Here is a 13163-nt window from a genome sequence, read left to right as displayed (position 1 = left end):
ATAATTAACCTATCTCTGCTAACCTGGCACAACCTATCAATTTTTCTTGTGCGTCTTAAATTGGTTTGACCCTCAACTTAAAAGATTCAATTCTCTCTACCTGACTGGACAAAAATTTGCATTTAAATTCAAGGTACGTAGTCTCTTTTGGTTGCATGACGAATATTTCATTTTTACCCAGACAATTACCGATAAAGCTACCGTCAACATCAAAAGCTGACGCTATCACTTCACGTGAATATAATGCCTCATCTAGTCGGTTTTCTTGCACAACTGCTAGACGAACATCATTCCCATCTATAAACACATTTTCCAGTGTTAAGCCATATTCAGTTTTGAGCCCCGCAAAATACTCAACGATTTTCTCATCGACCTTTCTGTCTTCAAGTAGGCCTCCCAATGACGGCTCGATGAACTTTGTATAAATCAACCCGCTTACAATAATTGCTATCGAAAAACCACTTCCCCAAGAAAATCCGTTCAAGATCCCGCTCATTCCTTTCATCTGTGTTCCAACCCTTTGTATATGACGTTTATCTAGGAGCTTAAAAATATGTGCTACGCTTCTGCACTAAAACTAAAACACTTAACTTCCGTACTTGTCATCTATCTATTACGACTTACTAAATGTATATATCGGGCCTTCCCACGATTCATCGTTGAAAACCTCAACAGAAAAGTACCCATCAGTGTAATGGCCTATTACCTTCTTCCAGAATGATTGACCTTTTACGTTTTCACTTATCACCCTAACAACCCAGTCTTGACCGAACATATCAAAAACCTGACTTGCTACATCACTCCCCACGCCTCTTTGCTGGAACCTCTTCATTATGAAAAACTCTTCAATGAGGAATCTCCCTTGTTCAGCACTAGGGTCTGAATTAACGATGACAAAACCAGCTGGTTGTCCCAAGACTCGCACTAATAATGGCGTATACTCTTTAATTTCGAAGTATTCATCAACGTCCGCAATCTCGAAATAACCTTTCTCATCAACATCACCTTCTTCATATATCGAGAATTCGTACTCATAAAATTGCAGCAAGCTTTGAATCAATTCCTTTTCACTGGGTGATATTTCTTGCACCTCAATCTTCATATTTTCTCCTGAGATATATTGCCTTGTTAAGAGACGCCCCTGGTAGTTTTATTGCTACAAGTCACTTTAATATTTTAAATCAATGCATATCAAAAACACGACATTCATGGCATCGTCGTTGAATTATTTGCTATATCGTTTTTTCCCGCATCCAAATATCTTCCGATTTAAACGCATACACATAAAGCGGATACATGTAAACCCATAACATTCCCATCCCCGTAACAAACAAGAACAATGTCCCAGCACTTAGGTAGGTTAGTAGAAAAAGCACGCTAAATATCGCAAAACCCAGCATCGAAAGTGCATTAATTCCAAAGATGACAATCGCTAACAGTTTGCTCCCGACAGCAACTCGATAACTGAAGCCGTAAAAGCTAACAAGAGAAATTGCAGTTATGAATGACCCAATAAACGATCCGATATCAAGCTCTGCGGAGAATGGTAATTGAATAATGTTTAGAACTGCCAAGAAACACATTACCCAGAATAAAAACTTCCACTTTTTCACAAAACCTCCTTATTTATACAGCACCTTATTAAGAGTGAACTAGCATCATCAAACACCCCACATATGACATTAACCAATAAGCCTAACGTACAATAACATTGCTATGTGTTTAAAATCATTATGTAATAAGTTGTTATTTTTATGTCACACCAGGTACTGTGTTTAAATCTATATACCTTTTACCATGATAATCTACTGTATTGAAAATCCCTAAAAGTTCAATTTCTGGTGAACGCTTTAAGACAACCTCAATATTCTGTAACTCTTCATCGTAATCATAGACGTAGACACCGATATTCGTGGGCTCTAAACAGGATGGCACATTAACCAAAGCAAATTTGTCGTAGCCATATTCGGCCGCCAGTTGAGCTCCTCGATATACATATTGAGAAACGGAGTGTGCTATTGCCTCGTTAGTATCTGGAACTTCAAGCATATAGAGAATATCGCTAGCATCTACTGTAGCTTCAACCCCACAAAGAAATAGCTCATCGTGAAGCCTGTTTGATGCCCCTGAACAGCCAACAAGAAGAAGCATTGATATGGTTATATATAAGATTTTGTAGTTCATGGCTTTTCCAAAAATATCACTGCTTATTAGGTATTTTCTATGTTTTTTCATTTACTGATTCTGATTTAACCCATTTAGTTTTGTCAGGGTCAATTATGTACCCGTTCATAATCATCCCTTCAGAAAAGCAACGACTGTCCTTATAGAGATGAAGTACCCTAGCTCTGACTTTATAATAGCCCACTATAAAATTGCCTCTTTCTAACAACTCAAATTTACCATTCGCTTTCAGACTCAGATAATGCGCCGAGTCGCCTTCATGGTAATAGACTCCATCATATGTCGGTGAGTCAGACATGGAACCACACGCAGCTAAGACCATCAAAATAGATGTAAGTACTAATCTTTTTAGTATGTTTATAATCATCTTTTCCTCTTAAGTGCCTTATTAGCTTTAAACACACTTTGCTATTGTTAATAAAGTATTTTTCCACGTTTTATTTGGGTCAAAATCCTGATGTAATCCAATTTCAGCGTTGTCTCCTCTAAGACCATGCTGCAACATATACGTTGGAATGTATTGAGGAGGCCCTAACTTAATAAGGTTGTCGCAAATAGGAGTGCTCTCCGAAATAACACGATTTAGAGCTTCCTGAAAATTACTCACAACACTTTGTGGCTTATTTCTCAACATTTTTACACGTAAAACTGGAATTGCTTGGTGTGCAGACTGATCAATCACTCGCTTAGTATCAAAAAGCCCATAGGACATACCGACCAAGTAAAGGTCGGCTGCTTTAGCATAGTCTCCCATATCCAAACAAGAATTCACGCCATAGAACAGATCTACGGGATTACTTTTGTTTGTTAACTCATTCACAGCGACACAACTAACGGGTTCAGAGGTGCGTAAATTGCCTTCGGTCTCATAATTTACAATATTATTTTTAGTCGTCGAATTACAAGCTGTTAGTAACATCGCGAAGGTACTCGCCAGAACAACTTCTCTGTTCATGCTCTTAATCCTCTTATAGAAATGTAATATCGCGTTCAAGTAAAACCATCACGTGTCGCAAATCGCTCTTAAACAATTTGTTTTAGTCAGATGCATGTATCGCTAAGCTTCTGGTCAAAGGATCTATCACCACTTTTGCATACATGGATTTCTATTCTTCCATCTGGAGTATTTGGTTTAGCCGTGAAACCAACAGTGTGCTTTTCATAAAGTGGCGCAGCATCAAGAACTTCCTTTGGCACATTAACTTCATAGCTCCTAGAGCCACTCCAATAAGAAGCGGTCCTTTTAGCCAATAACTGCTGAGTAGTATAAAAAAGAAGGTATCTAGCATCGCTTTCTAACTTGATATCGCCACCGATACCCGACCATTGAACCATCGCATTGTTGGTTGAGTACCCTGTATATGCGTGCTTGGATACCTGGTTGAAACCAGAATCCAATTGAAGAACGATAGGAGCAAAATGCCCACCAGTCGTATCCCAGCTTGTTGTTTTTAAGCTTTTGAATTCGATTCGCGAAGCCTCCTCCGGTAATTCCAACGCTAAAACTAAAGAGTTCTCTCCATTGGTATTCAGAATCTGAGAGGTCCGATCAATGTAAAATATTTGCGCGCTAGGGGCACGCTCTAAAGATGTGTACTTCAACTCTGAAGCGCTATTACAACACGCCTTAGATGTCTTGATCTTTTCAATCAAATCTTCGCGTTCAGCTAGATATGCATCCGAAGAAGTTGAAGCACAACCGCTCAAAACACTACCACATGCAATTAATGCTATTCCCAACCTCAAATTCATAAGTTTCCTCTCTAATGATAGCGGTTTATTAAAATGCAAGTATCGCCATGCAACACTACTGTGCAGTGCTCCATTTACTTGAGCGACCGGATATCAAATGCCATCTGCCAAAAAAATAACTTCCACAAAACGCACAGACTTATACATAACCCACATCTATAACCGACAAGATATTGAAAAACCAGATAACACGAAAGATTTAGAACACTGAAGTGAGACGAGTAACTACAAAACTTTGCCAATACTTAAAAATGAGAGTTTGGAAGAGGAAAGGCAATGTACGCAGCGAGGTGTCACGAGTTCGGAATAGATCTTTAGGAAACAAGTTAGCGGACGTGGTCAACTTGGCCTTTAACTATCGACAGTTCCGAAAGCATATGAGTCACGCTCAAAAAATGTAACAACCCCTTAATGTAATTTGCTATAAATATAGGATGTCAATTGACTTACGCTACTCACCAAACTTCACATTGTTAACGAAAGAAGAACGTCATTACGTCTAATCATTGTGCCTTCTCCAATATCCGATAGCTCCGAGTGCCGTAGCTAATTTGCACAACGTGAAGAGGTGAACAACGAGTAAAAATGACATACGCCCGCAATCCCCCTCATGATCAGATTGCTTTGAGTATTGTTAGAAATGGTCGCAAGACTTAGAATGAAGTGTAGTAATTACTGTAGTCACCAAACAATGGCTTGAACTGCTCTACCACCACGACTTTGCCCTCAATACACATCGACTCGCAAATTACCTGAACCACCTCACCATTGTCCAACTCCACAGCAGCTCTATAAATATGAATGCTTCGACTTTTACCAGGAGCATTGGTGTTATCCCACGAAGATAGAACCACTCCGTGATGAACCCTTATAAGCTTGCCTCGAAAATACAATTGTTCAAAACCAACAGCTATAAAAATTACAATACTAAGCAAAAATAGTGCGTACTTTGCAATTCGAGTCATCAGCATATTAAGTTCCTTCAATAATACAGTCCCTTCTGTTACGAGATAAGCAACTTAAAATCCAACCTAGCGTATATAACCTAAAACACTAGACCCAACGTATATAGAGAGTGTCAATCGTTGCGAATCAGTCTTAAACAGTTTGCTATGCTTTAGGTTGGCAGTAACCAAGATCCTTTAACCTCTTAACTGTTTCTATTGCCTTTGTGTCCCGCTCTTTTAATCGTTCTTGAACAATTAAGCTTTCTTGGGACTTTGAAAAATCAAGGCGTCCAGACACAAGGTCTAGTTGAACACATGCTCTGTTTAGAATAGCGTCATAATCTCGTTGTTCTGCGAGTTCAGCAAACTCAAGCGCCACAAGCATTGTAATATCATTTTGTGAATTTCTATCGACTTCTAAAAATCGCATTTTTGAATAGAGCAGATCGTTCAACAAGAAACTCGAGGTTAAAAACGCGGAAATAATACCGCTCAGCGTCGCAGCAACGAAAAAGCCTAAAAAGACAACTCCTTTTCTCATACTTTCTTATTTTCTCCATTGAATCGTAACGCTTTATTAAGGTGGGAGGCACGCAATACCGATGCTACCGCATACCTGTTTAACCGCTAAAACCAGCTTACAGTAACAAAGCCACGCGTTGTGAATGCCTCTTGAACATTCTTGTTATACAAAAGCTTCCCCGAAGCCGTTGCATTTGATTTCGGTCTCGCGCTCTAGAACTTTTGCAATTTCAGATGGCTCGTAAAAACGCTTTGTGCTAAAACGCACCAGCTTATGATGTCCTTCCAGCGCTTGGTTGACATATTGATCTCGTTCTTGCCGTTTTTTCCAGTTATGCGTCGAGTCGTCGAGCTCTATTACTGCTAGCACTTTTGTAGCTTTATCAGTGATTACGAAATCCATTCGTTTAGCCCATGTTCGTGAGTTGTGTTTAAAATTAACAGGTTTCACTAAGGCCATTAATGATACTTGGCTGTGAATTACATAGTCTGAAGGCAAAACCTTTTGCAAGGCAAAGTACAATTTCCTCTCGTTTTCAGTTGCCAAGTGACTTTGCTTTTTATGTTCTATTTTCACTTTCGGCTCATATGACATATCTACAGCGGCCTGTTCATCACTCTTTGGTTTATTTTCCCAAAGAGTGGCCTTTGGCTTTGACAAACTATTACCTTTGAACTTCCATATGAGATAACCTAACGCAGCAAAAATTAATAGTTCAAACATTTGCGTACTTCTCCTTTTTGTATAACGCCTTTCTATGGCGTGAGTAACGCAATACGAAAGCTACCGCACAACGCCTCAATCACATAAGCCACCGCATAGTAAAAACGCCACGCGTTACGAATCACTCTTAAGCAACTTGTTAGTACATGCACCAATTATATTTATGCACTCCAAGATATTGAAAAGTTTAATAACATAAAAGAACTTGAACACTGAAGTGAGACGGGCAGCTACAAAACTTAATTCCAATTGAAAGACGAAAGTTGGCTAGAAGAAAAATGTACTGAACTCCCCTACTTTTACCGACTTTAAATTAGAAAACGATTCGATCTTCGCACTTTGATGGCCACATCAATGAAAGACAATTCTAACTTAGTAAAAACCACGAAAGAGGAGAATCGCCAAAACAGATAAACACCAAAGCTTATGACCTTTGATGTCAAACCCGTACTAACGCCCTGTTAAGGTGTGAGCAACGTAATACCGATCTCGCCGCATACCACCTTAAACACTAAAACCAACGCATAATAAAAATGCCACGCGTTGCGAATCACTCTTAAACAGTTTGTTAACTTGCGAACTAATTTTGAGCCAGTTCGCCAATCAAGTGCGTATTTTTGTCCATGAATTCTACGTATGAATCGCCATACTCAGTGAGACTGTATTCTTCATGATTCTTTTCTACTAATCCAACCCGCATCGGGTATGCTAAATAACTATGTAAATCAGTGTTCGAATACACACTTGGATTTCCAGCTTTGATGCCGCTAAAATAAGCTAATACTTCAGCAGCCGACATAGAACCATTATTGATTTTCATCTGATTGAAAAGGTCGAACTGAGAGCGATAGAGCACCCTATTTAAATCAACAAAGTATGCACGAGCTTGTGCGAGCGAAAGCTCTTTTTCTACCAGCTCAATGGTTTGCTCAGATGTTAGCTTAAGTGACTCTCTATGATTTTTTAAGTTATTAAGTAAACTGCGACTAAACTTTGTTTCGTTTAGCTTTTGACGCTCAAGAATTTCAGCGGCATCGTTACCTACAGGTGCAGGAGCTACAGCGTTTTCTTTAATGTTTTCAGGTGCAGTTGAAGCCTGTTTCGAATCAGAGAATTTAGCACTAAAACCAGCGGCTGAAACTTCGGTTACACTCCTGTTATTAAACAAGCTTTGGAAAACTTGAGAAATTTTCCCACGAAGCAATATTGCTATTGTGATGCTTGCTATCGGCCATGCAACCACTTCTAGTAATCTGACAATATCGGCAGCACTCCAAAACAACTCTACTGACTTCTCCGTCATTGAAATACTCCTTAAGTTAAATAATCCACGAGCAAGTTAACGCCCTGTTAAGGGGTGAGCAACGCAATACCAAAGCCGCTGCAAACTACCTTAATCACCAAAACCAACGCATAGTGAAAATGCCACGCGTTGCGAATCCCTCTTGAACAGTTTGTTAGTGCGCTTTTTCAGCGATCACCTAACCTCTGAGCGCGTTACGCCAATACTCGACCGTTTTATTTGAAACCATGCCAGTTTCTCTGGCTGCAGCCACTAGAAAGCCACACAAGTTAGCTGCTATCTGCTCATTACCGAGTAAATACAAACTACGAATTGCTCGGGTCAGGCGGAGTTGGTTGTGGTCATGACTTTTAAGCCAGACGTGATTAGCAGGACTTAGTTCCAGTAATGAAGTAATTTCACACCCATCTCGCTGCAATCCCCAAAAATCGAGTAAAAGGTCGAGTGCTTTTAAGTGAGCAATGCGCAATTCTTCTGAGTTAGCAAAAGCCTCTCGATCTGCTTGAGTTACCAAAGGAGCATGTTGATTGAACTTAGTACCCTCATCGTTCGGGAAAAGAACTTGAATATACTTATGATCATGCTCTAACCAGAAGTGGTTGTAAGCTAACAACTGCTCTACATTGCGACCAAATTTATCTGGAGCTTTACCAGATATGAAACGAGCAATTTCACTCATTTTAAATCCTGCTAATTGTAATTTTTATCTTTGCGCACTAACGCCCTGTTAAGGGGTGAGTAACGCAATACCGAAGCCGCCGCAAACCACCTTAAACACTAAAATCAACGCATAGTAAAAATGCCACGCGTTGCGAATCCCTCTTGAACAGTTTGTTATGTGCGTGCTTACGTTATGCACCAAACTGCTTTATACGCTTGGCACCAATAAAAAACCGATACTTACTTTGTTGAAGTAATTCTAAATGGCGCTCAAACTTGGGTAAGCCATTGGACAAAGACAGATGGTAGACGAGTCCATTACCGGCGTACACTCCAACGTGTGCTCCGTATGAGTCAGCAGAGTCGTTGTACAACATGATATCTAGCGGCTTAAACTCAGTGACTACCTCACTGAACTCTGAGTCATTCCACAGTTCACTAGAACGGTAGTTAGGTGGATTTAGACCGAAGTCTCTGAGCAGATTATACGCAAAGACCTGACAGTTAGCTCCAAGCGTTAAGTCGGAATCATCTTTGCAACCTGGAATGCGGGATGAAACGTATCTTACATTTTTGAATCTATCGGGAATATCCATGTCCATTTTCTCCCAAAGCACATAACGCCCAATTAAGGGGTGAACAACGCCTCCACCCAAACCTAAGGCATTGTGCCATAAACACTAAAACTGAAGTAGAAGCAAAAGTGCCAAGCGTTGTGAATCCCTCTTAAATTGCTTGTTAGCACTACGTTAATTGATTAATTAATTTTTCAAGATCATTAGTTGCTTTAGATATATTTTTTCTTGATTTCTGATTACCCTTAATATTTCGCTCGGAATCAGAAAGAGTATTCTTTTGCTTGTTAGTCATTGCTGCGTCAAGACAGTACTGGAAATGTAGCTCATCATCAAATATTGTTTCAACAAAATTTATTTCTGGAAACGAGATCATTGCCTTTACCTTACAACTATGTACAGTATCTAGTAATCCACTATCTAGAGTAGTAATTGTTGGTATATAAAAACTGTTGTATTTACCTTGAGTCAGTAATAGTTCTGTAAATCTAAAGATAAACAGATCCCATGCCAAAGCACCAATTCGTTCAACTGATTTCTTTTTCTTAGGCTTCTTTAGTAGCTTTTCATCAAAAACAGGAGTGAAATAACCCACACTGAACCCAATGATTACTTTCCAGGCAAAATAAAGTTCTTTTAAAGGTAATACACCAAGTTCATCTAAGCAAAAATCAACTAACTTCCGAAGACCATCTTCAATCGTAATTTTATCTGATGACCAACACAAATGATAAGTTTTAAGCATTACGACATACACTAAATCTCGACGGTCAATCGTATGCCACATTTCTTTACTTGCACGATAATCTTTCCAAAGTTCTTCTGATTTCTCTAAATATGGTTCAAAAATATTCTCAGATTCACTTTCTAATATATTACCTTGTAACTTAGCATCAAAATAAAATGCTGCCGATACTTTGCTTACTGGATAAGGGTTATTTACTGACGTAAATTCCCTTAAGTTTTCAAGCATAGGGAAAGAAAAATCAAACCCACCGCAATAGTCATGCTCAACTACGTCTAGTATTTTTTCTACCTTTGACTTTGTTGTAAAATCTTCACCTCGAAAATATTTTGGCAAGTCCGACAGTAAATTAGTATCAAACAAAGCTCTACGCTGGTAACAAATTACTGACTCTCGAACCTTCATTTCTGAAGCGATTTCATTTGAATATGCTAAAACTTTAGTTTTTGCAAACACGCCAGAGAACAAGTCCTGATGCGAAAGAGGAACTTGAAGTTCAGCACCCGCTGCATCAGTAGAGAAAAGCATCCTAATACCCTCAAATGCCTCTTTTTCACTATCTATAATCTCTTGCAAAGATGAATCGTCACTGGCACTTAATATTGCGCCTTTAACTTTATTTATTTTGTCCCGATAATTCATACTGCTAATTAAATCCTAATCTTAATCAAGTAGTGCTAACGCCCAATTAAGGTGTGAGGCACGCCATACCGACGCTCCCGCATGCCACCTTAATCACTAAAACCACCGCATAGTAAAAATGCCACGCGTGCCGAATCGCTCTTAAATTGTTTGTTATGTTTTGGTGTTCATCAAGCTAATCAAACTTTTTGAATAGATTATGCCCTGTGATCCCATACCCAAGACGAGTGTACAGCCTTAAAGCACCATTATTGCCATTTGCAACATGGAGCTTCAACCTTGTAATACCACTTTGTTTGAGGCGGGATTCAAGGTTTTTTATTACTAATTTGCCATAACCTGAGTTGCGATACTTTTGCTCTATGAAGAAGTCACAAATAAAAGCGGTTGAGTCTTCTACGCTCTCTATGTACCAAAGATGACCTATAGATAGCTCCCCCAATTTAATCGAACAGACATAGTTACCGTCAGTATCAAGCTTATTGGGTAGTCTCATCTCGAAGTCTAGGGAAGCGAACTCAAAAGATTTCCTTTCAGAGTAGCCATAATTGGAGCTGATAGAACCAGCGTATTCTCGTATAAAGTTTTCACGAAACAGCTCAAAACAACCAGGTTCCATTTCAAATAGACTTATCACTTTACCCTCCTAAATCCTTGGAGTTGATTAAAAACATAACGCCGCATTAAGGTGTGAGCGACGCTTGGCTATACTTGAGCGAAGCGAAAACGCCAAGCGTTGCGAATCACTCTTAAATGCTTTGTTATGCTAGCGCTAACACTGAACCCATTTTTTCTTATCTGTCTCAGAGCGTCTGATTTTGTTGCTACTAGAAAGGGTATTTACCGCTTTAGTAAATACTTGGCGTGATAAACCTAACTGCTCTTGAAAACTAGGATCTAGATTTTTTGGCGACTCTAACGCTGCATATATTTTTTGTTCTGCTGACACAGAGTTAGGTTTTACATTAGGGACAATAGGAACAACAACTTCGTCTTTTGTCCTAGCAATTCTGAACTTAGCGCCCAACTTTTTACATTGAAAATCAAAAGCTGAAATTAAGCTTTCATCATTGCTAAATAGTTCAAAGTGAGCAGAAGCAAGAGCTTGCTGTTCTAACGTTGAAAGTACACGCGATAGATACGAAATGATATAGAAATCAGCTTGGTTCTGGCCACTTGGATAATCAGAAAGGTGATGAAATAGCTCTTTTTCACAATATTGCTTAATTCCGTTTGATTTGGAAAAAACAAAGACTTTATCAGCTAGAGTAGCTTTGACTCGTTCAACTCCTTTCACTCCAACATTCTCTGCGTCTACAAACACAAATTTCATCAATAGCTCCTGCTTGATCACGGCAAATGATGGTCTAAATTACCTAACTTTAATCCCATTATCAAATAGGTGGCATAACGCCCTGTTAAGGGGTGAGCAACGCAATACCGATGCTCCCGCATACCACCTTAAACACTAAAACCAACGCATGGTAAAAATGCCACGCGTTGCGAATCACTCTTAAACAGTTTGTTAGGCTTGTAGTTCCAACAAAAGCTCAGCCCCAGAGCTTTTCACGATTTCAAAGCCCAATTTCAAATACAGTTGCTTAGCTGGATTCGTTTTAATCACGCTTAACCCAACCTTAGATTTCGTTGTTTCCGCTTTAGTAATTAGGTCAAGAATTAGCTTACTGCCTATTTTCAAACCTTGAAACTCAGGAGAGAGCTGAATTTGAACCAAATACCAATAGTTAAGTTCTTCGGTGTATGTGGCTTTGAACAGCCCAATAGGCTTACCATCCAATTCAACGATTTGCGCATGAGGAAACTCAAAACGTATTCGCTTTTCATAATCTTCAGCACTAGTTGGCATACCTACTTCTTCTAGGTACTGCCTCATCGTTTTATCACGCAATGACAGCAAGAAAGGAATATCTGCCTCGCTCGCCCGTCTAAGGGAAATATCCATGTTTCCTCCAAAAGCCTAACGCCCTGCTAAGGGGTGAGCAACGCAATACCGAGGCCGCTGCAAACCACCTCAATCACTAAATTCAATGCATAGTGAAAATGCCACGCGTTGCGAATCCCTCTTGAGCAGTTTGTTATGTGTTTTCATCCGAAGCTTTTGGAGCAGTGTTCTTTGCTATCTGAATCAATGTATATGATATGCCACATATGAAAAATTTGGCTATCCATAGCATTATCCCAGATACGAGAGCTCCAATACCTAGTTGAATTCCATGCAAGACAGTGGAAAAGATACCAATTGCCACTAATAGTACTGCTAGACATGTTACAACCACATCCATGATTCTGATTAGTGACTCAAATCGCTCGACTTTTTTCATTTACACTCCCTGTAATTCATTTAAAAGCGGATATTATCTCATTTTAAGTAACTGGATCGACGTAATCCTGACCAAGACACATAACGCCCTGCTAAGGGGTGAGCAACGCAATACCGATGCCGCTGCATACCACCTTAATCACTAAAATCAACGCATAGTAAAAATGCCACGCGTTGCGAATCCCTCTTGAGCAGTTTGTTAGTCGCGAGGCACCGAGCGACAATTTTAAGCCGAACCAAACTTTGCGAACAACAAACTTTATGTGCTTTGATGCACTTTAGTCAGGCGTAGTCTCAAAGCGGCTATTCAATGAAACCACTTGGAACAAACAACGCCGCAGAAAACGAACTGACAACACCAAAAAGCGCTTTTGGAAAGCCAATCTCACAATGCGGACTTTCAACAAAGTCACTGAAACCACGTGGAACTTACCACACCAGAGAAAACGTCATTTCAGCGAGTAAATCTGCTTTTGTAACAACAAATTCAACGAGCGGAGTTGCAACCAAAAACAAACTCTCGATTGCCCTGCTATGTCAGCACCAAAGAACAAAACAACCGCGAGGACACTTGCAAAACTTTGGACTTAAAACAGCTGAAAATGAGTTTGGACCAACGACGATGAACCTGTGAGCCGAACAATCAGCAGCCAAATTTTGAGCTTAGAAACATGATTGTTATTACCAGCTTTTTCTGGCGACTAACGCCCTGTTAAGGTGTGAGCAACGCAATACCGATGTCACCGCATACCACCTTAAACACTAAAA

At 39.6% G+C, this 13163-nt stretch carries 17 protein-coding genes; 1 reads left to right on the top strand and 16 read right to left on the bottom strand.

Annotated elements, in window-relative coordinates:
* Window positions 1-55: 55 nt before the first annotated feature.
* The 16 genes from VCHENC03_RS0125240 to VCHENC03_RS0125200 all read right to left on the bottom strand — a co-directional run bounded on the left by VCHENC03_RS0125240 (window position 56) and on the right by VCHENC03_RS0125200 (window position 12017).
* Window positions 56-505, bottom strand: a complete 450-nt coding sequence (locus VCHENC03_RS0125240; RefSeq protein ID WP_032801957.1) for a hypothetical protein — start codon at window positions 503-505, stop codon at window positions 56-58.
* 108 nt (window positions 506-613) lie between these two features.
* Window positions 614-1102, bottom strand: coding sequence for a GNAT family N-acetyltransferase (locus tag VCHENC03_RS24255; RefSeq protein ID WP_009704216.1), 489 nt, complete (start codon window positions 1100-1102; stop codon window positions 614-616).
* Between the two features lie 130 nt (window positions 1103-1232).
* Window positions 1233-1613, bottom strand: a complete 381-nt coding sequence (locus VCHENC03_RS0125235; RefSeq protein WP_032801956.1) for a hypothetical protein — start codon at window positions 1611-1613, stop codon at window positions 1233-1235.
* A 139-nt stretch (window positions 1614-1752) separates the two neighbouring features.
* Complete coding sequence (locus tag VCHENC03_RS0125230) at window positions 1753-2235, bottom strand: hypothetical protein (RefSeq protein WP_032801955.1); 483 nt, start codon at window positions 2233-2235, stop codon at window positions 1753-1755.
* 343 nt (window positions 2236-2578) lie between these two features.
* Complete coding sequence (locus tag VCHENC03_RS26360; protein WP_050554355.1) at window positions 2579-3139, bottom strand: hypothetical protein; 561 nt, start codon at window positions 3137-3139, stop codon at window positions 2579-2581.
* Window positions 3140-3225: 86 nt separating this feature from the next.
* Window positions 3226-3936: a maltose operon periplasmic family protein gene (locus VCHENC03_RS24260; protein ID WP_009704215.1), complete on the bottom strand. Its 711-nt coding sequence runs from the start codon at window positions 3934-3936 to the stop codon at window positions 3226-3228.
* Window positions 3937-4589: 653 nt separating this feature from the next.
* Window positions 4590-4907, bottom strand: a complete 318-nt coding sequence (locus tag VCHENC03_RS0125215; protein ID WP_032801953.1) for a hypothetical protein — start codon at window positions 4905-4907, stop codon at window positions 4590-4592.
* 139 nt (window positions 4908-5046) lie between these two features.
* A complete protein-coding gene (locus tag VCHENC03_RS0125210; RefSeq protein ID WP_032801952.1) occupies window positions 5047-5424 on the bottom strand; it encodes a hypothetical protein in 378 nt (125 codons plus the stop codon).
* A 144-nt stretch (window positions 5425-5568) separates the two neighbouring features.
* Window positions 5569-6129, bottom strand: a complete 561-nt coding sequence (locus VCHENC03_RS24265) for a DUF2726 domain-containing protein (protein WP_009704212.1) — start codon at window positions 6127-6129, stop codon at window positions 5569-5571.
* Between the two features lie 580 nt (window positions 6130-6709).
* The gene (locus VCHENC03_RS24270) at window positions 6710-7432 is read right to left on the bottom strand and encodes a hypothetical protein (protein WP_009704210.1); all 723 of its coding nucleotides are present in this window, start codon (window positions 7430-7432) and stop codon (window positions 6710-6712) included.
* A gap of 178 nt (window positions 7433-7610) precedes the next feature.
* On the bottom strand, window positions 7611-8111 hold the full coding sequence (locus tag VCHENC03_RS24275; RefSeq protein ID WP_009704209.1) for an opioid growth factor receptor-related protein: 501 nt from the start codon (window positions 8109-8111) through the stop codon (window positions 7611-7613).
* A gap of 172 nt (window positions 8112-8283) precedes the next feature.
* On the bottom strand, window positions 8284-8688 hold the full coding sequence (locus VCHENC03_RS0125205) for a hydrolase (protein ID WP_232310304.1): 405 nt from the start codon (window positions 8686-8688) through the stop codon (window positions 8284-8286).
* 148 nt (window positions 8689-8836) lie between these two features.
* Window positions 8837-10054: a hypothetical protein gene (locus VCHENC03_RS24280; RefSeq protein WP_009704207.1), complete on the bottom strand. Its 1218-nt coding sequence runs from the start codon at window positions 10052-10054 to the stop codon at window positions 8837-8839.
* A 175-nt stretch (window positions 10055-10229) separates the two neighbouring features.
* Entirely contained in the window at window positions 10230-10691 is a 462-nt protein-coding gene (locus tag VCHENC03_RS24285) for a GNAT family N-acetyltransferase (RefSeq protein ID WP_009704206.1), read from the bottom strand.
* 135 nt (window positions 10692-10826) lie between these two features.
* Complete coding sequence (locus tag VCHENC03_RS24290; protein ID WP_009704205.1) at window positions 10827-11387, bottom strand: hypothetical protein; 561 nt, start codon at window positions 11385-11387, stop codon at window positions 10827-10829.
* Between the two features lie 192 nt (window positions 11388-11579).
* Window positions 11580-12017, bottom strand: a complete 438-nt coding sequence (locus VCHENC03_RS0125200; protein WP_032801950.1) for a GNAT family N-acetyltransferase — start codon at window positions 12015-12017, stop codon at window positions 11580-11582.
* 688 nt (window positions 12018-12705) lie between these two features.
* Here VCHENC03_RS0125200 and VCHENC03_RS27175 point away from each other — a divergent pair.
* A complete protein-coding gene (locus VCHENC03_RS27175; RefSeq protein WP_025769024.1) occupies window positions 12706-13029 on the top strand; it encodes a hypothetical protein in 324 nt (107 codons plus the stop codon).
* The last annotated feature ends 134 nt before the right edge of the window (window positions 13030-13163 follow it).

Source organism: Vibrio sp. HENC-03 (assembly GCF_000305755.2).
In the GTDB taxonomy this organism is placed as follows: Bacteria; Pseudomonadota; Gammaproteobacteria; order Enterobacterales; family Vibrionaceae; genus Vibrio; species Vibrio owensii.
This window is presented reverse-complemented; position numbering and strand designations above follow the sequence as displayed.

Bases quoted from the DNA above. Each gene is read 5' to 3' on its own strand.
- VCHENC03_RS0125205 (WP_232310304.1), bottom strand. From the start codon at position 8,688: ATGGATATTCCCGATAGATTCAAAAATGTAAGATACGTTTCATCCCGC.
- VCHENC03_RS0125215 (WP_032801953.1), bottom strand. From the start codon at position 4,907: ATGCTGATGACTCGAATTGCAAAGTACGCACTATTTTTGCTTAGTATT.
- VCHENC03_RS0125230 (WP_032801955.1), bottom strand. From the start codon at position 2,235: ATGAAAAAACATAGAAAATACCTAATAAGCAGTGATATTTTTGGAAAA.
- VCHENC03_RS24265 (WP_009704212.1), bottom strand. From the start codon at position 6,129: ATGTTTGAACTATTAATTTTTGCTGCGTTAGGTTATCTCATATGGAAG.
- VCHENC03_RS24260 (WP_009704215.1), bottom strand. From the start codon at position 3,936: ATGAATTTGAGGTTGGGAATAGCATTAATTGCATGTGGTAGTGTTTTG.
- VCHENC03_RS24255 (WP_009704216.1), bottom strand. From the start codon at position 1,102: ATGAAGATTGAGGTGCAAGAAATATCACCCAGTGAAAAGGAATTGATT.
- VCHENC03_RS24275 (WP_009704209.1), bottom strand. From the start codon at position 8,111: ATGAGTGAAATTGCTCGTTTCATATCTGGTAAAGCTCCAGATAAATTT.
- VCHENC03_RS0125240 (WP_032801957.1), bottom strand. From the start codon at position 505: ATGAAAGGAATGAGCGGGATCTTGAACGGATTTTCTTGGGGAAGTGGT.
- VCHENC03_RS24280 (WP_009704207.1), bottom strand. From the start codon at position 10,054: ATGAATTATCGGGACAAAATAAATAAAGTTAAAGGCGCAATATTAAGT.
- VCHENC03_RS26360 (WP_050554355.1), bottom strand. From the start codon at position 3,139: ATGAACAGAGAAGTTGTTCTGGCGAGTACCTTCGCGATGTTACTAACA.
- VCHENC03_RS24290 (WP_009704205.1), bottom strand. From the start codon at position 11,387: ATGAAATTTGTGTTTGTAGACGCAGAGAATGTTGGAGTGAAAGGAGTT.
- VCHENC03_RS0125210 (WP_032801952.1), bottom strand. From the start codon at position 5,424: ATGAGAAAAGGAGTTGTCTTTTTAGGCTTTTTCGTTGCTGCGACGCTG.
- VCHENC03_RS0125200 (WP_032801950.1), bottom strand. From the start codon at position 12,017: ATGGATATTTCCCTTAGACGGGCGAGCGAGGCAGATATTCCTTTCTTG.
- VCHENC03_RS24270 (WP_009704210.1), bottom strand. From the start codon at position 7,432: ATGACGGAGAAGTCAGTAGAGTTGTTTTGGAGTGCTGCCGATATTGTC.
- VCHENC03_RS27175 (WP_025769024.1), top strand. From the start codon at position 12,706: ATGAAACCACTTGGAACAAACAACGCCGCAGAAAACGAACTGACAACA.